The sequence below is a fragment of the Atribacterota bacterium genome (assembly GCA_028717805.1).
In the GTDB taxonomy this organism is placed as follows: Bacteria; Atribacterota; Phoenicimicrobiia; order Phoenicimicrobiales; family Stramentimicrobiaceae; genus Stramentimicrobium.
In genome coordinates this window covers 97,476-118,125 of the sequence record JAQUNC010000001.1, presented here as the reverse complement: position 1 = coordinate 118,125, position 20,650 = coordinate 97,476, and the positions used below count along the sequence as shown (strand labels likewise).

At 30.1% G+C, this 20,650-nt stretch carries 21 protein-coding genes and 1 tRNA gene; all 22 read left to right on the top strand.

Translation table 11 applies throughout. The features are described 5' to 3' along the window. Window positions 1-646 precede the first annotated feature (646 nt). The 22 genes from rpsB (at window position 647) to PHD84_00470 (ending at window position 20,640) form a co-directional block, all read left to right on the top strand. Window positions 647-1,360, top strand: coding sequence for a 30S ribosomal protein S2 (gene rpsB, locus PHD84_00575; protein MDD5636305.1), 714 nt, complete (start codon window positions 647-649; stop codon window positions 1,358-1,360). Window positions 1,361-1,407: 47 nt separating this feature from the next. Beyond that, window positions 1,408-2,001 (top strand): translation elongation factor Ts, encoded by a 594-nt coding sequence (tsf, locus tag PHD84_00570; protein ID MDD5636304.1) that lies wholly within the window; start codon window positions 1,408-1,410, stop codon window positions 1,999-2,001. Window positions 2,002-2,075: 74 nt separating this feature from the next. Then, a complete protein-coding gene (gene pyrH / locus PHD84_00565; protein MDD5636303.1) occupies window positions 2,076-2,801 on the top strand; it encodes a UMP kinase in 726 nt (241 codons plus the stop codon). A 2-nt stretch (window positions 2,802-2,803) separates the two neighbouring features. Next, window positions 2,804-3,361: a ribosome recycling factor gene (gene frr / locus PHD84_00560; protein MDD5636302.1), complete on the top strand. Its 558-nt coding sequence runs from the start codon at window positions 2,804-2,806 to the stop codon at window positions 3,359-3,361. 173 nt (window positions 3,362-3,534) lie between these two features. Continuing rightward, window positions 3,535-4,278: an isoprenyl transferase gene (locus tag PHD84_00555; GenBank protein ID MDD5636301.1), complete on the top strand. Its 744-nt coding sequence runs from the start codon at window positions 3,535-3,537 to the stop codon at window positions 4,276-4,278. Next, window positions 4,262-5,068, top strand: coding sequence for a phosphatidate cytidylyltransferase (locus tag PHD84_00550; protein ID MDD5636300.1), 807 nt, complete (start codon window positions 4,262-4,264; stop codon window positions 5,066-5,068). The genes PHD84_00555 and PHD84_00550 overlap by 17 nt, the downstream gene beginning before the upstream one ends. Window positions 5,069-5,103: 35 nt before the next feature. Continuing rightward, window positions 5,104-6,270 (top strand): 1-deoxy-D-xylulose-5-phosphate reductoisomerase, encoded by a 1,167-nt coding sequence (locus tag PHD84_00545; protein ID MDD5636299.1) that lies wholly within the window; start codon window positions 5,104-5,106, stop codon window positions 6,268-6,270. Then, window positions 6,267-7,331 (top strand): RIP metalloprotease RseP, encoded by a 1,065-nt coding sequence (gene rseP, locus PHD84_00540; protein ID MDD5636298.1) that lies wholly within the window; start codon window positions 6,267-6,269, stop codon window positions 7,329-7,331. The genes PHD84_00545 and rseP overlap by 4 nt, the downstream gene beginning before the upstream one ends. Before the next feature lie 17 nt (window positions 7,332-7,348). Then, window positions 7,349-8,425 carry a flavodoxin-dependent (E)-4-hydroxy-3-methylbut-2-enyl-diphosphate synthase gene (gene ispG, locus PHD84_00535; protein ID MDD5636297.1) on the top strand — a complete coding sequence of 359 codons (1,077 nt, stop codon included), beginning with the start codon at window positions 7,349-7,351 and terminating at the stop codon, window positions 8,423-8,425. Window positions 8,426-8,516: 91 nt separating this feature from the next. Further along, window positions 8,517-9,143 carry a glycosyltransferase family 2 protein gene (locus PHD84_00530; protein ID MDD5636296.1) on the top strand — a complete coding sequence of 209 codons (627 nt, stop codon included), beginning with the start codon at window positions 8,517-8,519 and terminating at the stop codon, window positions 9,141-9,143. A gap of 201 nt (window positions 9,144-9,344) precedes the next feature. Further along, window positions 9,345-9,656, top strand: coding sequence for a hypothetical protein (locus tag PHD84_00525; protein MDD5636295.1), 312 nt, complete (start codon window positions 9,345-9,347; stop codon window positions 9,654-9,656). A gap of 2 nt (window positions 9,657-9,658) precedes the next feature. Next, entirely contained in the window at window positions 9,659-11,647 is a 1,989-nt protein-coding gene (locus PHD84_00520) for a V-type ATP synthase subunit I (GenBank protein ID MDD5636294.1), read from the top strand. 79 nt (window positions 11,648-11,726) lie between these two features. Beyond that, on the top strand, window positions 11,727-12,200 hold the full coding sequence (locus tag PHD84_00515) for a V-type ATP synthase subunit K (GenBank protein MDD5636293.1): 474 nt from the start codon (window positions 11,727-11,729) through the stop codon (window positions 12,198-12,200). A 21-nt stretch (window positions 12,201-12,221) separates the two neighbouring features. Next, on the top strand, window positions 12,222-12,830 hold the full coding sequence (locus PHD84_00510) for a V-type ATP synthase subunit E (GenBank protein ID MDD5636292.1): 609 nt from the start codon (window positions 12,222-12,224) through the stop codon (window positions 12,828-12,830). 1 nt (window position 12,831) lies between these two features. After that, entirely contained in the window at window positions 12,832-13,863 is a 1,032-nt protein-coding gene (locus PHD84_00505) for a V-type ATPase subunit (protein MDD5636291.1), read from the top strand. Continuing rightward, on the top strand, window positions 13,856-14,179 hold the full coding sequence (locus tag PHD84_00500; GenBank protein MDD5636290.1) for a V-type ATP synthase subunit F: 324 nt from the start codon (window positions 13,856-13,858) through the stop codon (window positions 14,177-14,179). The genes PHD84_00505 and PHD84_00500 overlap by 8 nt, the downstream gene beginning before the upstream one ends. A gap of 2 nt (window positions 14,180-14,181) precedes the next feature. Continuing rightward, on the top strand, window positions 14,182-15,966 hold the full coding sequence (locus PHD84_00495; GenBank protein ID MDD5636289.1) for a V-type ATP synthase subunit A: 1,785 nt from the start codon (window positions 14,182-14,184) through the stop codon (window positions 15,964-15,966). 2 nt (window positions 15,967-15,968) lie between these two features. After that, window positions 15,969-17,378 carry a V-type ATP synthase subunit B gene (locus tag PHD84_00490; protein MDD5636288.1) on the top strand — a complete coding sequence of 470 codons (1,410 nt, stop codon included), beginning with the start codon at window positions 15,969-15,971 and terminating at the stop codon, window positions 17,376-17,378. Between the two features lie 60 nt (window positions 17,379-17,438). Next, a complete protein-coding gene (locus PHD84_00485; protein ID MDD5636287.1) occupies window positions 17,439-18,065 on the top strand; it encodes a V-type ATP synthase subunit D in 627 nt (208 codons plus the stop codon). A gap of 252 nt (window positions 18,066-18,317) precedes the next feature. Next, a tRNA-Arg gene (locus PHD84_00480) sits at window positions 18,318-18,394 on the top strand. Between the two features lie 134 nt (window positions 18,395-18,528). Continuing rightward, window positions 18,529-19,158 (top strand): lysophospholipid acyltransferase family protein, encoded by a 630-nt coding sequence (locus PHD84_00475; GenBank protein MDD5636286.1) that lies wholly within the window; start codon window positions 18,529-18,531, stop codon window positions 19,156-19,158. A gap of 27 nt (window positions 19,159-19,185) precedes the next feature. Continuing rightward, window positions 19,186-20,640 carry a 6-bladed beta-propeller gene (locus PHD84_00470; GenBank protein MDD5636285.1) on the top strand — a complete coding sequence of 485 codons (1,455 nt, stop codon included), beginning with the start codon at window positions 19,186-19,188 and terminating at the stop codon, window positions 20,638-20,640. The last annotated feature ends 10 nt before the right edge of the window (window positions 20,641-20,650 follow it).

Below are 20,650 nucleotides of genomic sequence, written 5' to 3'. Positions count from 1 at the left end.
TTCTGGTCTTTTGCCAAGCATTGGTTGTACCATTACCGTGGCATCTCAAGTGTCTATTTCCCATTTTACTTAAAAGAAGTAGAATGGGGATTCAACCACCGTAATGAGAACCTTGTTATCCTATTAAAGAGGTTACTGAATCAACAGAATTTCATTGTCAAAGAACAAATTTAGTGCAATTTTGGTTATGCATTACCAAGATTAAAATATATTAAAATATATCAGAATATGATTTTTTAATAGGAGTCTGAAGTAATTGGCATTATTGCTTCAGAAAAGTTTGGTTAATATATTATTGATAGTATATAAACTGAAAAAGATTATAATTAATTGTACTTTCTAGAAAGTTTATTATTTTTTAATACCATCCTACAAAGCCTTATTGTAGATATACTATTAAATGAACTATAATGCATAATATTTTATTAAAATTATAAATATCTAACTTGAATAACAAATCTAAGTATGTTATACTTATTTGGTTTTGTAGTATAGTTTAATTTATTTCAATATATTTGAATTGAAAATATTCAAAGAAGAAATACGTTAAATTATTAAGAATTAAGAATTATATGATTTAAAAAATATGTATTTATTAAAATATTAATAGATTTTAAAATAGATATTAAAAAAGGAGAGTGACCATTTGAGTGTTGTATCAATGAAACAATTGTTAGAATCTGGTGTACATTTTGGACACCAAAAAAGACGTTGGGATCCCAGAATGAGATCCTATATTTTTACTGAAAGAAATAATATTTATATTATAGACTTGCAACAAACAGTTAAACTTATTGATGATGCTTATAACTTTGTACGTGAACTTTCCAGTAAAAATGGCACTATTTTATTTGTAGGAACAAAAAAACAAGCACAAGAATCTATTAACTCTGAAGCAGAGAGATGTGGTATGCCTTATATTAATTATAGATGGCTTGGTGGCACATTGACCAATTTTAATACCATTAATCAAAGAGTGAAGCGTCTTTTCCAGTTAGAAGAAATGGAAAAGAGCGGTCAATTTTCTTTATTACCGAAAAAAGAAGTTATTATTTTAAAAAGAGAACAAGAAAAGCTTGAAAGGCTCTTAACGGGTATTAAAAATATGGAAAAACTACCAGATACCTTATTTATTATTGATCCTAAAAGAGAAAGAAACGCAGTAACAGAAGCTAGAAAACTATCTATACCTATAGTAGCAGTTGTTGATACTAACTGTAATCCAGAAGAGATTGACTATATAATTCCTGGCAATGATGATGCAATAAGAGCAATTAAATTATTGACATCTGTTATTGCTGATGCTGTTATGGAAGGTAAAAAAATATCTCTAAAAGATAATGTTAAAATTGCTGTATAATGTATAATTTTGTGTATAAGTTCAACATATAAGGAGAGCTAGGAAAAATGACTATTAAAGCTGAACTAGTGAAAGAGTTGAGAGAGAAAACTGGTGCTGGTATGATGGATTGTAAAAAAGCACTAACACATACTAATGGAGATTTAGAAAAGGCAGTTGATTATCTACGTAAAAAGGGTATTCAAGCTGCGACCTCAAAATTAGGGCGAAAAGTTTTAAATGGAAGAATTGTATCGTATATCCATTTAAATGGTAGGGTTGGTGTACTTCTGGAAATTAATTGTGAGACTGACTTTGTTGCTAAAACTCAAGAATTTAATGATCTGGCAAAAAATATTACCCTACAGATTGCAGCTACCAATCCTAAATATATCAAAAGGGAAGATGTACCAGAAGATATAATCCAGAAAGAAAAAGAAATTTATTGCAGTCAATTGAAAAATACCAATAAACCGGAAAAGGTAATTGATAATATTGTAGAGGGGAAATTAAATAAATTTTTAAAAGAACATTGTTTAATTGAGCAAGATTATATTCGTAATCCCGAGATCGATGTTAATCAATTAATTTTAGAAACCATATCTAAATTAAAAGAAAATATCCAAATTAAAAGATTTGTGAGATATCAACTGGGTGAGTAGATATAATATATTTTTTATAATCTACTCTTGATAAATTTTACCCTTTCTAAAATAAATTAATAAATTCGAGTAAAATGAAAAAAGAACAATCTATTTATAAAAGGATATTATTGAAATTAGGAGGAGAGTCTTTCTCCGGTGAAAAAAAAGTTGGTATTGAAATTGAGCGTGTTAAGTTCATCTCTGCTGAATTAGCGGAAATAAAACAGATGGGAATTCAGATTGCTGTTGTTATAGGAGGAGGAAACATTTTTAGAGGAAGAGAGGCTACTGCTAAGGGTATCAACCAGGTTTCTGCTGATTATATGGGGATGCTAGGTACGGTTATTAACGCTCTTGCCTTACAAGATTTTTTAGAAAAACTTAATATTGAAACAAGAGTACAGACAGCCATTGAAATGAGATCAATTGCCGAGCCTTATATTAGAAGAAGAGCAATAAGACATTTAGAAAAAGGACGTATTGTTATCCTGGCAGCTGGCACTGGTCACCCCTTTTTTACCACCGATACTGCCGCAGCCTTGAGAGCAATAGAGTTAGAAGCTGATGCAATACTAAAAGCCACTAAAGTTGATGGTATTTATGAATCAGATCCCCTAGTTAATACCAATGCTTTAAAATTTAAAAAGATAAGTTTTCTTGAATTTTTAAATAAAAATTTAAAAGTAATGGATGCAACTTCCATCTCGTTATGCATGGAAAATAAAGTACCAGTAATTGTATTTAATTTGAATTTACCTGGTAATATTAAGAAAGTAATTTTAGGAGAACCTATTGGAACCATTGTGAAGGAGGATTAAATATGTTACTTGAGATAACAAAAGAAGCTGATTACAAAATGAAAAAGGCAATAGAAATAACTAAGGAAGAATTATCTCAAATTAGAACTGGAAGGGCTTCGACTGCTTTAGTTGAAAAAATTAAAATTGAATATTATGGTGTTTTAACTCCCCTAAAAGAAATCGCTAATATTACTGTCCCCGAATCTGATTTAATCGTGATACAACCATGGGATAAAAATTTTGTTAGCGAGGTTGAAAAAGCCATTTGGAAAGCTGATATTGGATTAACTCCTAATAGTGATGGAACTGTTATCCGGCTATCAATTCCTCCTTTATCCGAAGAGCGAAGGAAAGAAATAGTGAAAGTAGTAAAAAAAGAGATTGAATCAGGGAAAGTTGCTATTAGAAACGTAAGAAGAGAAATTAATGACCAAGTTAAAAGACTCGAAAAAAATAGTGATATTTCTGAGGATCAAAGTAAGGAAATTTTTAAAAAAGTACAGGATTTAACGGATTCCTTTATTAAAGAACTTGATGAAATTTGTAAAACAAAAGAAATAGAAATAATGAAAGTATGATTAAGATAAAATTATTTCCTTGAGAGGATGGTTTATAAGATTCTCACTTAAAAAACACAAAAGGTTATTATTAAATATAATAAATTTCCCCCAGATTATTATATAAATAGAATGTATTAATGAATTTTTTTAAAAAATGGGGGTTTTTTTATAAGAAAAGGTAAGTATAATGCATGTTAAAAAATAATAAAAATAATTTAAATAGAACAAGGTTCATGGTAATCCCAAATCATTTATCTATTATAATGGATGGAAATGGCAGATGGGCAAAGAAGCGCAATTTGCCACGTTTTGCTGGGCATAAAGCTGGCGTTAAAACTGTTAAAATGGTAATTGCTGAATCAATTAAAGTTGGTATAGGTATTTTGACATTATATGCTTTTTCTACCGAAAATTGGAAAAGGCCAAAACAAGAAATATCCTCATTAATGAATCTATTTCAAGAAATGATCGAAAAAGGGAAAATGAGTTTATTAGAAAATAATATTAGAGTTAGATTTATAGGACACAGAGACAATTTGCCCATGCCACTTAAATTAGCTATGGAAAATATCGAAGAAAAAACTAAAAAAAATAAAAAATTTTTACTCAATATCGCCATTAACTACGGTGGAAGATCAGAATTGTGTCATGCTTTTAAATTAATTTCTGAAGATATTCTCCAGAGAAAAATAGATCCATCGCAGATAAACCAGAATCTTATTAATGAACATCTTTTTACTTCAAGATTACCTGATCCTGATTTATTAATTAGAACAGGAGGGGAACTAAGGATAAGCAATTTCCTTCTGTGGCAAATTGCTTATACCGAGTTGTGGTTTACAAAGACCTTCTGGCCAGACTTTTCAAAAAAACAACTATGGAAAGCATTAAGTGATTATGAAAAAAGGGTGAGAAAATTTGGGGAAAAAGTTTGAGAAAATAAGTGCTCGAATACTTACTATTGTTATTGGTCTACCTATAATATTATTAATAATTCACTTTGGTGGAATATTATATTATTCGACTATAATTTTAATTACTATATTAGCTTTTTGGGAGCTGTGGCATATAATAAAACATCAAGAATATCAACCTTCTTTAATACTAGGTGTAACTCTTACAATATTTTTTTTATTTCTGAAAAACATATCGGAATTATTTAGTAACATTAAACTAATCTTTACACTGCTATTTTTTTTAATTATTTTGGAACATTTTTTTATAAAGCCTCATAAACGTAGTATTTTAAATATTACACTAACTATATTTATGGCAATATATATAGGTCATCTATTATCATTCTTTATAGAAATTAGAGGCCTCACAAATGGTAAAATATTATTAACCTTTTCCTTATTTTGCACTTGGATAAGCGATATTTTTGCTTATCTAGTTGGAATTAATTTTGGGAAAAAACATCCTTTCCCATATCTAAGTCCAAATAAAACCTTAGAAGGTGCAATAGGTGGCTTCTTAAGTGGGGGGATATGTGCTTTAGCTTTTTACTCTATACTTCCGTTAAAAATATATACATTAATTATCTTGGGTCTTATTGCAGCAATTGCCGGTCAGATTGGAGATCTATTTGAGTCTTTAATAAAAAGAAATTTTGGAGTAAAAGATTCTGGTACATTACTACCCGGACATGGAGGTATCTTAGACTGTATGGACAGTATTTTATTTGCTATTCCAATTCTATATTATACCTTTCAAATTGTATTATAATATTTTTGTGAAATACTGGAGAAAAGATTATTATTATGAAAAAACAGTTAACAATCTTAGGTTCAACTGGTTCAATAGGAACACAAACCTTACAGATAATCCAAAATGAACCAGAAAAATTTGAAGTTTTTGGATTATCTGCATGGAGAAATTTGGAATTATTGAAAGAGCAAATTATAAAATTTAAACCAAAATATGCAGTAGTCAGAGATGATAAAATAGCAAAAGAACTAATAAATAGATTAAACAATAAAATTAGTTGCCATATATTATATGGCGAATATGGACTTACTAAAATATCTACATTGCCAGATGTCGATTTGATTATAGTAGCAATTACAGGTATGGCAGCATTAAAACCAACTGTAGAAGCTATCAATGCAAAAAAGCAAATCTGTCTGGCTAATAAAGAAATCATTGTATCTGCGGGCGAAATAATAATGAAAAAAGCAAAAGAAAATAATATAAAAATAATTCCCATCGACAGTGAACATAGTGCTATTTTCCAATGCATTATGCCTGATTATTATGAAAATATAGAAAAAGTAATTATTACTGCATCCGGCGGACCATTTTATCATTTAAAAGAAAGTGCACTAGAAAATATCTCTGTAGAGGAAGCCTTGAATCATCCCAATTGGCAAATGGGTAAAAAAGTATCCATAGATTCAGCTACATTAATGAATAAGGGTTTAGAAATAATAGAAGCTTATTGGCTCTTTAATGTCCCCTTAAATAAAATAGAAGTTTTAATACATCCTCAAAGTTATATTCACTCCCTGGTCCAATATGATGACGGCAGTATGATTGCTCAATTGAGTAATCATGATATGAGGATTCCAATACATTTTGCCTTACATTATCCTATTAGAGTAAAAAATTCTCTACCTCGAATTAATCTAGCAAAAATTGGGCAGTTAACCTTCAAAAAACTTGATTCAAAAAGATTTCCTAGTATTGAATTATGTTATGAAGCAATTCGACAGGGTGGTACCTTACCAGTAGTATTAAATGCAGCAAACGAGGTAGCTGTCAATGCTTTTTTAAATCAAGGATTGAGATTTAAAGACATTATTAAAGTTGTTTCAATGGTGATGAAAACTCACCAAAATCAATCTAATCCTAATATTCATGATATTATCTATCAAGATCGTGAAACTAGAAAGCTAACTGAAAAAATATGCAAGGAGAATATAAATTGATAACTTTTTTTGCTTTTATATTTGTACTAGGCATAGCTATTTTATTTCATGAATTCGGACATTTTATTATAGCAAAAATATCAGGTATAAAAGTATTTAAATTTTCTTTAGGTTTTGGTCCTAAAATTGCCGGCATATCATGGAAAGGAACTGAATATATATTATGTTTATTTCCTTTCGGTGGTTATGTGAAGATGGCTGGGGAAGGCACACAAAATGAAATAGATAATGACATTGGGACAATAGATCCCGACGAATATGTTCCTGAACATCAAAGATTTGATAAAAAATCATTTTTAATTAGAACCTCTGTTATAATAAATGGTCCTGTAATGAATGTGATTTTAGCTATATGCTTATTAATACTGGTCTTTTTCTTTTCCGGCATAGCAACAATATCAAATACTATTGCAGAAGTTACTCCTGGGACACCAGCTGAAGAATCCGGACTTCAAAAGGGAGACCAAATTATCGCTATTAACTCAATAACTATAGAGAATGCCGAAGATATTTCTAAAATAATAAATAACAATCGAGATATTATTATTTCTTTGAAAATATCGCGAAATAATAATATTTTTGAAACCACTCTTATGCCAGAATACAATGAAGAATTAGAGAGGGCCCTGATAGGGATAACCTTGGAACTTAAAGTAAAGAAATCATCTATTTTACAGTCTATTAAAAAGTCAATTGTTACTACTGGAGAAATATTTTGTTTAATTATAAAAGGATTTTTAGAAATGTTTACCGGTAAGGTACCTGTTGAACTCGCTGGTCCATTGGGTATTGCTCAAATGGCTGGAGAGGCGGCACAATTTGGCTTCTTAAACTTACTATTTTTTACTGCAGTAATTAATATATTTTTAGGAATTATTAACCTTTTTCCTATTCCCATTCTGGATGGCGGTCAAATTCTTTTATTAATGATTGAAAAAATAAGAGGTAAACCAATACAACCAGAACATATTAATTTTCTATATATTATTGGTATTGCGTTAATTATTATGATTTTTATAATCGCTACTTATCAGGATATTTTAAGAATATTTGTTCAATAAAGGTACGTTTTGATAATATGTCTAATAGGTCCAATTTAATTAATATTACGAGAAGAAAAAGTAAAACTGCAAAGATAGGTACATTACAAATTGGTAGTAGCCATCCCATTTCTGTTCAATCAATGACTAGCTGTGATATTAAAGATATCAAATCTACCTTGGAACAAATTAGACAATTAGAATCATCAGGATGTGATCTAATCAGGATTGCTTTCCCAGATATCCAATCATGTCAGCTAATAGCAGTAATTAAGAATAAGACGAGGGTACCTATCATGGCTGATGTACATTTTAATTATCTAATAGCACTAGAAGCTATTAAATATAATATTGATGGTATTCGAATAAATCCTGGTAATATAAAAAAAGAATCAGAAATAATTCAAGTTATTGAAGAAGCTCAAAAGAAAAATGTTATGATTCGTTTTGGAATTAATGCAGGATCTCTAGATAAAAGTATTATGGAAAAGTATAAGGAACCAAGTTATTTAGCTTTGGCAGAAGAAGCTGAGCAGTTAATTACCTTCTTAAAAAAAATAGAATATCAAAATTTTGTTATTTCTATTAAATCAAGTAACGTTATTGACACCATAAAAGCTAATAAAATTATTGCTCAAAATTGTGATTATCCTCTACATATTGGTATTACCGAAGCTGGATTTGATCAATCAGGCGTCATCAAATCAGCAGTAGGAATTAGTATATTATTATATGAAGGGATCGGAGATACCATTAGGGTTTCTTTAACTGGAGATCCGGTAAAAGAAGTTCTGGTTGGTCATGATATATTACGAGCATTAGAAATAAAAAAAATAGGCATCAACTTAATAACCTGTCCCACCTGTGGAAGATGTCAAGTCGATATATATAAAATTGCTAAGAAAGTAGAATCTATCTTGAGTGATATAAAATATCCTTTTACAGTTGCCATCATGGGTTGTATAGTTAATGGACCAGGTGAAGCAAAAATGGCTGATGCAGGAATTGCTTTTAATAACAAAGAGGCAATGCTATTTAAAAAAGGAAAATTGATTGGACGATATAATATAAAAGAGGCTATCGAGATTTTAAATCGGGAGATAAGATCTATGTAATGATAGAAATGCCGACTATTGTGTTTTTCCCGAATATTTAAATTATTTTACAAAACAATAATATGAAAATTACCAAAGAGGATGATAGTAAATGAAAATTTCTGTTATAATACCTGCTTATAATGAAGAAGGTACTATTGCTAATGTAATTAAAACTGTAAAGAAGGTGCCAGAAATTAATTCCATTATAGTAGTAAGTGATGGTTCTACTGACCAAACAGTTAAAATTGCTACTTCCTTAGAGGTTAACGTTTATGAAATTGAAAGAAATGTCGGTAAGGGTGGTGCAATTAAGAAGGGTTTTGACCAAACTGATTCTGAAATATTATTATTTTTAGATGCTGATTTAATTGGTTTAAAAACACGACATATCTATTCTCTGGTTAATCCAATTATAAGTAATTTGGCTGACATGACTATTGGTATTTTTAGTAAGGGAAGACTATTAACAGATCTATCTCAATTTATAATGCCCTACCTTTCAGGCCAGAGAGCTATGAAAAGGGAAATAATAAACCTTATTCCTGACATTGATCTACTAAAATATGGTTTAGAAATTGCTATTACTAAAACGGTAAAAAAATATCACTATAGAGTAGATAAAATAAAATTAACTAATTTAAGTCAGATTATAAAGGAAGAAAAATATGGAATTATTGAAGGAACTAAAAAAAGGTTGCAAATGTATTTAGACATTGTTAAACAACTAAAATCTTAATAAATTCCTTACTACTAAGATAGCTCAAGCTAATTTCAATTGTGAAAATTGACTTGAAAAACAATTTATGGTAAATTTTTAACTGTATGTGCTTTTGAAATAAAAATACTTAACAACTTCTGTCTTAAGAGAATATTTTGTTGCATTTTTTAGATTTTAGCTATGATGGAAAAAAATAAAATACTTGTGGAGAACAACCTCATGTTAAAAAAAATAGTAAAAGAATTAACAGATATGGAAAATGAAGCTGAAAGAATAATTATAAATGCCCAAAAAGAAGCTCAAAAAATGATTCAAGAGGAAATAAATAAACAGAATGAAAATAAAGAGAAAATAATTTCTGATTTACATAAAAAAAGTCAAGATATGGTGAAGGAAAGAATCAATGTTGCTCAAAAGAAATCTAAAGAAATATATGAAAATAGTAAAAAAGAAAAGGTAAAAATAAAAGAAGATATAATAAATAAATATGACCAAGCTATAGAAATGGTCTTAAACCAGATGGTGAAATAGGCATGGCTATATCTGCGGTAAGTAAATTTCATATTTTTGCTCATCTATCAATAAAAGAACCTATACTTAGTGATTTGCAAAAATTAGGTTGTGTGGAGATTTCTCATATTGAGGAAAAGGCAGAATTTCATAATTGGAAAGATATCGAAGAAGATACTAAAAGTGGTACCTCAGTAAAATTAAATAATATAAAATTCTGCATTGAGCTGCTTTCAAGTTATGGAAGTGAAAAGAGAAGGGGATTAAATTCATTTTTTCCATCAAAAAAGTTCTATAGCTATAATGATCTGGTAAAAATTTCACAACAGTTTGACTATGAAAAATTGTTTACACAATGTAAAGAATTGGATAATGAACTTAATCGGATTAAATTACAAGAGAATAAATTAATTAACGCTAAACAAGAAATAGAAAAATGGCAAGATTTAGAATTAGATTTTAATAAAATTGATAAAAGAAAATATATTAAATATATACTTGGCTCCATAACAAAAAAATATGTTAATAATCTATTGTTTGATATAGAACACCTTGTTAAAACAACTATTATTCAAACAATCAAAGAAGAAAAGAATAAATTAAACATTATAATTATTACTTTAAAAGAAAACCAGCCTAAAATTGATTCTATTCTTCAAAAATATCATTTTGAAATATATAAATACAGTTATTCCTTTACCGGTACCCCTAAACAAATACTTAAAACAATTTCCGAGCAACTGATGTTAATTGATAAAAGAAGAAGTGAGATTGCACAAATCTTAATTAAATTACACCGAGACAATCAACTTATTTATCCCTTATATGATTATCTTTCCATTATACATGAAAAAGAGGAAACTAAAAAATATTTAAAGAAGAGTGAAAAAATAATTGTTGTTAAAGGTTGGATACAAAATAAAGATATTACCAAATTACAAAAAAGATTGGAAAAAAATTATACTGAATATGAAATTGATTTTACAAAACCAAAAAAAGATGAACAAATTCCAGTTGCTCTAAACAATAATAATCTGGTAAAACCGTTTGAAATAATTACTGAACTTTATAGCTTACCAAATTACCATGAAATAGATCCGACCCCAATCCTTTCTATATTTTATTTTGTTTTCTTTGGGCTTTGTCTTTCTGATGTAGGATATGGTGCTTCTATGGCATTGATCAGTTACATCGCCATAAAAAAAATAAAATTGGGAGAAGGCCCCACTAAATTTTTTAAATTGCTTTATTATTGCGGTATATCGGGAATTTTTGGAGGAATTCTTGTGGGTAGCTGGTTCGGTGATATTTTAAATTTTTTACCACCAATGTTTTCCAATTTAAGGAATGTTCTAATCCAAAAACTTGCCTTATTTGAACCAACGGATAATCCACTTCCTCTATTAATATTGAGTCTTACTCTGGGAGTTATACAAGTTTATACAGGAATAATTTTAAAGTTTATTGATAATATAAGAAATGGCAAATTATATGATGGATTGATGGACCAGATATCCTGGTTATTTCTGTTAACCGGTATAATTTTAGTCTTATTAAAAAGCATGATGCCCTCCATTATAGGGAAAATTTCCTGGATTATTGCATTAATTGGTATTCTAACTATTGTTTTAACCCAGGGAAGAACTAAAAATGATATTTTATTAAGAATTGGCAGTGGCGTCCTTGCTCTATATGATATTACCGGTTATTTTAGTGATGTCCTTTCTTATTCCCGGTTATTCGCACTTGGATTGGCTACCGGAATTATTGCTCAGATGTTTAATATGCTTTCTACTATGGTCAATATTCCTTATATAGGTTTTTTACTAACAATAATCATACTAATAATAGGACATACCTTTAATCTATTAATTAGTGGATTAAGTGCTTTTATCCATGATGCAAGACTGCAATATGTTGAATTTTTTACTAAATTTTATCAAGCAGGAGGAACACCTTTCAAGCCATTCGCTCTTAAAACTAAATACATTAAGGTTGAAGAAGACGTTTGATTAATAATTTAAATATAATTCTAAATAAAATTAAGAATAAAGATAAAAAAATGTAAAGTATAAAAGGGGGATATGATTCATGACAGATGGTATTGTTCTAGCCTACTTAGGAGCAGCTTTGGCAATAGGATTAGCAGGTTCTGGTTCTGCAATTGGCGTTGGTATAGCTGGCACAAGTGGTGCTGGGATCATGACGGAGGATCCAAGTAAGTTTGGCTTAGTACTTTTACTTCAGGCACTGCCAGGTACACAAGGTATCTATGGATTACTGGTTGGATTTTTAGTCTTAACCAAAATAGGCATCTTTGCTGGCACACCTGCTACTTTAACTATTAATCAAGGACTACAAATTTTGAATTCCTGTCTGCCTATTGCTATTGCCGGTTTCTTCTCGGCAATTTACCAGGGCAAGGCTTCTGCTGGCTCAATTGGACTTATTGCTCGTAGACCGGAAGAAACTGGAAAAGCAGTGGTAATGCCGGCAATGGTAGAAACTTATGCGGTACTATCCTTATTAGGTTCTATACTATTGTTAAATGGAGTTGTTCTTTAATATCTGAGGAGATTTTTACTTATGTCAATAAAAGAAATAAAAGAGAAGATATTACAAGATGCTTTAGAAGAAAAGGAAAAAATATTTAAAGATACCAAAGTAAAGATAGAAAATATAAAAAGCTTAGCTAAAAAAGAAATTGATTCCATTCAAAAAGAAATTTTGGAAAGATATAACCAAGAAGCCGAACTAAAAGAGAAAAAAATTATTACAGAAGCTAAATTGAATGCGAACAAAGATATTCTCGCGGAAAAACAAGCTATCATTGATAATATCTTCTCAGAAGCAATAAATAGAATAATTAAATTAGAAAATAATAAATACTTATCTTTAATGGAAAAATTTATTCTGGAAAACGTAGAAATAGGAGATGAAACTGTATATATTGGAAATCAAGAACGACAATCAATTAACCAAGAATTCATCATTAAAATTAATAAAAAACTAAAAGCACAAGGCAAAAAGGGAGAATTGAAACTTTCTGAAGATCGCCTTCCTATTAAGGGCGGTGTAGTACTAGGTACTGGAGATATTAAAAAAAATGCTTCTTTAGAAGTCATTTTGGAAAATATTAAGGATGAAATAGAAACGCAACTTAACCAATTTCTATTTGCTAAGAATGAGGGTTAGTATGCTCAAGTATATCAATGAAACTACTAATACACAGGAAGAATATGGATATGCCTGTGCTCGCATTAGAGAGCTGGAAAAACACTTATTAAACAAAGAAGTTATTAATAAAATGATTGGGGCTCCTGATTTAGAAAATGCCCTTAAAGTATTAATTGAAAATAACTTGAGTGAATACTCTTTTGAAAGTACTGACTCTCATTATATTGATCAAGTATTAGCAAATATTTTAAAAGTAACTTTAAATATAATCAATGAAATTTCACCATATCCTTACTTGTTGCATTTATTTAGATGGAAATATGATTTTCATAATTTAAAAGTCCTGTTAAAAGCAAAAGCACTCGACAAAAAGGAACCTTACCCTATATATAATGATATGGGGAATATAAGTTCAAATGGATTATTCGCAGCTGTTTTTGAAGGGAAATTCCAGTTAGTGCCAGTTAAAATTGAAAGGATTATTAAACAATCAGAGGCTGAATACATGAAATCAGAAAATTTGCAATTAATGGAAATAATATTGGATCAAGGCTACTATGAAATTATCTTTGATCAATTAGAAGAAATTAACAATCCCTTTTTATTTTACTTATATAAAACTGAAATTGATTTAATAAATTTAAGTATTGCCTGTCGGTGCAAAATAAGAGATATTAGAAAATCAAAATTATTTGAGATATTAGTAAAATATGGTTATTTTCCAATTCAAAAAATAATTGATATTTATGATAATTCTCTGCATACCTGGTCAAATGATTTCCAAAAAACAGAATATTCTACAATAGTTGAAGAAGGCATTAAATACTGGTTAGAAAATAATTCATTATTGAAGCTTGAACAGTTAAGTGACAATTATCTATTAAGCTTACTCAAAATAGGTAAATACACTACTTTTGGACTGGAAAGCATAATTGCTTATTATTATGCTAAAGAAAATGATATAAAAAATATTAGAATGATTATCAATGGTAAGAGATATTCTTTACCAAATGATAGTATTAAAAAATACGTCAGGGACGCTTATGTCTAATATAGCAATAATTGGAGAAAAAGAGACTATTATTGGTTATAACCTCATTGGATTTCAACTATTTCCAGTAACTGATCTGACTGAGACTAAAGAAGCTTTAGAAAAATGCTGTCATGGTGATTATAAGATAGTATTTATCACTGATAATATTGCCCATTTGGTTATTGATGAAATTGAACAATTTCAAAAAATATCACCGATTTCAATTTGTATCCTCCCAAATCGTATAAAAGATTCTGAGCTCAGTATAAAAAAGTTAAGAAAGAATGTAGAAAAAGCAGTTGGTACAGATATATTGTTTAGAAAAGAGGGATAAGAATGCAAGAAAATACAGGCAAAATTGTAAAAGTATCAGGACCGGTTGTAATTGCTGAAAATTTATTAGGAGCTAAAATGTATGATGTAGTAAGAGTTAGTGAAAATAAATTGATTGGAGAAATAATTGAATTAAATAAAAATAGAGCAACTATTCAGGTATATGAAGAAACGTCTGGTATCGGCCCTGGAGAACCTGTTTATACTACTGGTTTACCCCTAAGCGTAGAATTAGGTCCTGGTCTCATTAAATCAATTTATGATGGAATCCAAAGACCTTTAGATATAATATTTCAAAATGAAGGAGCTTTTATTTCCAGAGGAGTGGAAGCTCACAGTTTGATTAGATCAACCAAATGGGGTTTTAAACCATTAAAACAGAACGGTGATCATGTTACTTCTGGGGATCGATTAGGTGTTATTCAGGAAACTTCTATAGTATCTCATTATATTATGGTTCCTATTGGGATGGAAGGGATAATTGAAAGTATCAACGAAGGTAGTTATAGCGTGAGTGATACTATTGCTAAGATTAAGGATAAAAATGGAAATCTTCATGAAGTTCAAATGCTACAAAAATGGCCGGTAAGAAAAATACGTCCTTTTAAAGAAAAATTACCTCCCAAAGAACCACTGATTACCGGTCAAAGAGTTATTGATACATTCTTTACTATTGCCAAGGGTGGTACTGCTTGTATTCCTGGTCCTTTCGGCAGTGGGAAAACTGTTGTACAACACCAACTTTCTAAATGGTGTAATGCTGAAATAATAGTCTTTATTGGTTGTGGAGAAAGAGGAAATGAAATGACCGATGTTTTACTTGAATTTCCTGAGCTAATTGATCCTAATTCAGGTAAACCACTAATGGAAAGAACAGTCTTGATTGCTAATACTTCTAATATGCCTGTTGCAGCTAGAGAAGCATCAGTATATACAGGTATCACTATCGCAGAGTATTATCGAGATATGGGATATAATGTTGCTTTAATGGCTGATTCCACATCAAGATGGGCTGAAGCAATGCGTGAAATTTCTGGTAGGTTGGAAGAGATGCCGGGGGAAGAAGGATATCCTGCCTACTTAGGAACGAGGATTGCTAGCTTCTATGAAAGGTCAGGTCGAGTAAAATGTTTGTCTTCGCAAGAACATGAAGCAACTATAAGTGTTATCGGCGCAGTATCTCCACCTGGGGGTGATTTATCAGAACCAGTTACTCAGAATACTCTTAGAACAGTACAGGTTTATTGGAGTTTACAAGATAAATTAGCTTATAAAAGGCATTTCCCGGCAATTGATTGGTTAAAAAGTTATTCTCTTTATCTCGACCAATTGAGTGATTATTTCCAAGAAGAAATAAGTAAAGATTTTATTAATATTAGAACAACTGCTATGAGTATTCTTCAGGAAGAATCTGAATTAGAAGAAACAGTTAGATTAGTAGGTATTGATGCCCTGTCAAAAAGAGAGCGTCTAATCCTAGATACTGCACGTTCTATTAGAGAAGATTTCTTACACCAAAACGCCTTTGATGAAATTGATACTTATACCTCTATGAAAAAGCAATACTTAATGTTAGATTTAATCATCTTTTTTCATAAAATGGCAACATCAGCTATTCAGGAAGACTATATCACCAATGAACAACTAAATCAATTATCAGTAAAAAATCAAATAGCTAGAGCTAAATATATACCTGAAGAAAAATTAGAAGAGTTTATGAAAATAAAAGATCAAATAAAAGAACAGATTAATTCCCTCATGTCAAAAAAGTCAGGAAAGGAAGAATGACCATGATAAAAGAATATTCTACAATTACTAAAGTGAATGGTCCACTAATAATCGTTAACAAAATAACTAATGTTAAGTACGATGAATTAGTAGAAATAGAATTATCAGATGGGGAAAAAAGAAGAGGGCAAGTTCTAGAGGTATCAGAAGACAAAGCCGTTGTCCAAATGTTTGAAGGAACTTCAGGAATTGATGTATTCAATACTAAGGTACGTTTTTTAGGAAGAGTAATAGAGATACCGGTTTCTATGGATATACTGGGGAGAATATTTGATGGCTCTGGTAGGCCAATTGATCAAGGGCCTAGGATAATTGCTGAAAAACGATTAGATATTAATGGAAGTCCATTAAATCCTTATGCTCGGGATTACCCTAATGATTTCATCCAGACTGGAATCTCTTCTATTGACCTTCTAAATACTTTGGTTAGAGGTCAGAAGCTACCCATCTTTTCCGGTGCAGGATTACCACATTCTAAAGTTGCTTCTCAAATTGCACGCCAAGCAAAAGTCCTAGGTAAAGAAGAAGGTTTTTCCGTAGTATTCGCAGCAATGGGCATTACTTTTGAAGAAGCTAACTTTTTTATTAATGATTTTAGAAGAACAGGGGCTATAGAAAAGAGCGTAATGTATATTAACCTGGCCAATGATCCAGCAATTGAAAGAATAATTACTCCAAGAATGGCTCTTACTACTGCAGAATATTTGGCTTTCGAAAAGGATATGCATGTACTGGTAATCTTAACAGATATGACTAATTATTGTGAAGCTTTAAGAGAGGTATCTGCAGCCCGTAAAGAAGTACCGGGGAGAAGGGGATATCCTGGTTATTTATATACTGATCTAGCGACACTTTACGAAAGAGCAGGAAGAATAAAAGACAAAAAAGGTTCGATTACTCTAATGCCAATTCTTAGTATGCCGGAAGATGATAAAACACATCCTATCCCAGATTTGACCGGATACATCACAGAAGGTCAGATTATCCTGGCACGCGAATTGCATCTAAAAGGAATATATCCTCCTATAAATGTCCTGCCCTCTTTATCACGTTTAAAGGACAAGGGAATTGGAGAAAATAAAACCCGAGAGGATCATGCTAATGTTATGAACCAACTTTTTGCCTCTTATGCTCGAGGAAAAGAATCAAAAGAACTAGCTACTATATTGGGTGAAGCTGCATTGACTGAAGAAGATAAGAAATACGTTGAATTTTCTGATAAATTTGAAGAGATTTTTGTCCAGCAAGGAGAAGATGAGAATAGGGATATTGAAAAAAGTCTAAGTATTGGATGGGAAACGCTAGCCATATTACCAATAAATGAATTGAAAAGAATTAAAGATGAGTACATAAATAAGTATTTGCCCAAACCATCAAATAATAAAGAAAACGAAATAAACAATAAAGAATAAAAAATAAGAATATAAAAATTATTTCATTACTTTACAATTTCATCAAGAGGTTTTCTAATAATGATATTAGCTGTTAATCCTAATCGTATGGAGTTATTAAGATTAAAACGCAGGTTAGAACTGGCAAGGCGTGGGTATAAACTACTAAGAGATAAACGTGATGCACTTATCCAAATATTTATAAAACTAGTTCAGGAAAATAAAAAAACAAGAGAAGAATTTGATAAGAAGATGAGAGAATATATGAATGAATTTCTTCTTGCTACTTTATATATGGGAGAAGATGAGTTGAATTCCATTTTCTTATTTCCCCAAAGAGATACCAAAGTTAAAGTTGAACATCAAAACATAATGAGTGTAAAAGTACCAAAATATAAAATCATAGAGGAAGGAAATTTATATACTTATGGTATGATTAAAACAAGCCCTGAATTAGATAGTGCCATAAAAAAATACCATGAGATTATGCCTCTAATGATAAAAATGGCAGAATTAGATAAAACCATAATATTACTAACTGAAGAAATTGAAAAAACCAGAAGAAGAGTTAATGCATTAGAATACGTAATGATTCCCAATTTAGAAGATACTATAAAATTTATAACAATGAAACTAGATGAAATGGCCCGATCTAATAATTCAGCCATTATGCGTATTAAAGAGATGATACGAGGCGAATACGAATAAAAATATAGTAATATCTGATTCGAAATCACATATACCTTGATAATATCTTTTTATCATATAGTCATAATATATCTATTCTATTTCTCTGAATCTATTTATCCAAACATCGCAACAACAACTTCAAATATTTTTCAAAACAATCTATGAATTTATCAATTTGATTAAGAAATTTCTTCTTAATTCACTAAATTGTTAAAAAATTACCTGGCATTTTAACCTATAAAAATGATATTATATATAATAATAAAATAGGTGCCCGTGGCTTAACTGGATAAAGCGACGGCCTCCGGAGCCGTAGATTGGAGGTTCAAATCCTCTCGGGCACACCATGGTTTGATATTATTTAATAAAAAATATGATTTTTAATGATAACTATTATCAAACGACAGTTCTCTTTTAGAACTATCGAAAAAATAGTTAGTTAAGAATTATGGGGAAAATTTTTTAACAAAGAAATGAATAAATGATTATTTACAAAGTTTGTAGGTTTATTTGTCATATAGTTATTTGTCTTTTCTGGCCGCTAAAAATAGAGGGAGAAGATATATCTAATTATAAAGGTCCTTATATTTTGGCAGCAAATCATGTTAGCTATTTAGATCCATTTATTTTGGGAATTGCGGTAAAAAAACCAATATACTTTATTGCTAAAAAGGAAGTATTTGATATACCTATCCTCGGTTTTATTCTAAAAAGAATAGGAGTCATTCCGGTTGATAGAAAAAATATTAATCCTGCTTCTATTAGAAAAAGTATAGCTTTGCTAAAAAAAGACCAAATCCTTGGTATATTCCCGGAAGGAACGCGTTCTTTAGATGGAAGACTTTTAGAATTTAATTCAGGATTGATAAAAATAGCCTTACAAACTAATGTACCAATTATTCCAGTGGGATTGAGTGGAACTTTTGAAATTTATCCTCCACATGCTAAATTCCCAGCATTGTTTAAAAAACAATATATCTATATTCATTTTGGTAAACCATTATACCTTGATAGGAATAAGCGTAAAGAGGTGAAATATATAAAAGATTCCCTACTAAAAATAGAAAATAAAATAAGGGAATTGACTCATTTATCAAAAAAAATGATGTAGATAAAAATTACAGTGAGGTAAATTCTTATGCCAAACATAAATAAAAGTAAGGGTAATTGTAGCAATTTATTTGTTTTATTTATATTTATATTACTGATTGTATATCCTCAAGTTGTATTAGCTAATAATAGTGAATATGTTATTGAAGCCACATTTGGTGAATATGGTAACAAAGCAGGGGAATTTAATTACCCGGTTGGCATTGCTCTGAACCAAGATGATAACATTTATGTTACTGACTGGGAAAATGATAGGATACAAATATTTGATAATAATGGAAATTTTTTAGGTATGATACCAGATGAAAAAAGCAATGTACAAATAGATGGACCGGTAGGGATTGCTTTTGATAACGAAAATAATATTTTTGTGGTAGAGCAACACAATCATAGGATACAAAAAATATCTCCTGATGGTCAATTAATTACTATATTTGGTCAACCTGGTAATAAACCAGGAGAATTTGATAATCCCAGAGGTATTGCTCTTGATAAAGAGGGAAATATCTATGTTGCCGATACCGGCAATAACAGAATTCAAGTATTTTCAAAAGATTTTGACCTATTATTTGCTTTTGGCAGAGAAGGGATGGGTGATGGAGAGTTTTATTATCCCAGAGGTATTGCTCTTGATAAAGAGGGAAATATCTATGTTGCCGATACTTTTCATCATCAAGTGCAAATTTTTAATGAAAAAAGTCAATTCATTAGACGTATAGGCTCTGCTGGCAGTGGTCCTGGTGAATTTAATGGAACAAGATATATCGCTATTGATAAAAAAAATAATATTTATATAACGGATTATAGAAATGGTAAAGTGGTCCAATATAATAATGAATTTAATTTTGCAACAGAATTTGGAGCAAATGAGCATGGCGTATCTTTAATGTATCCGGAAGGTATCGCCATTGATCAAAGAGGTTATATTTATGTAGCTGATGCTGGTAATAATAGAATCATAAAGTATTGCATTTCCAAAATAATTGTCAATAAGAAACTGGGAATAGAGTACCTGGAAAATAAACAGTGGAATGAAGCAATTCAATCTTTCCAGAAGGTACTAGAAGAAGATCCAAAAGATATTGACAGTATGAAAGCAATAGCTGTGGCGTATTTTGAAAATGGTCAGTTAGAACAGGCAATACAACAATATTCACTAATTCTGCAAGAATATCCACAAGATCAAAATATTAATTTAAAACTAATCGATACTCATTATACATTAGCAACGCATTACACGAAAGAAAATCGTTACCAAGAAGCTTTAAAGCATTATAAAATCGTTCTGGAAAATCAACCGAATTACCCTGAAGCAAAAATGAATTATTATTTGACTTATATTAAATATCTATATAATTCAATATTTTTTAAGCTTATTATTGCACTTATTATTTTAATTATGGTCATCTTTTTTATATTTCCAAAGATTTCAAGTAAAAAGAAAAGAAGTGGTAAACATTTTAAAGGTAGGAACAGTTTTTAGATTAGAACCT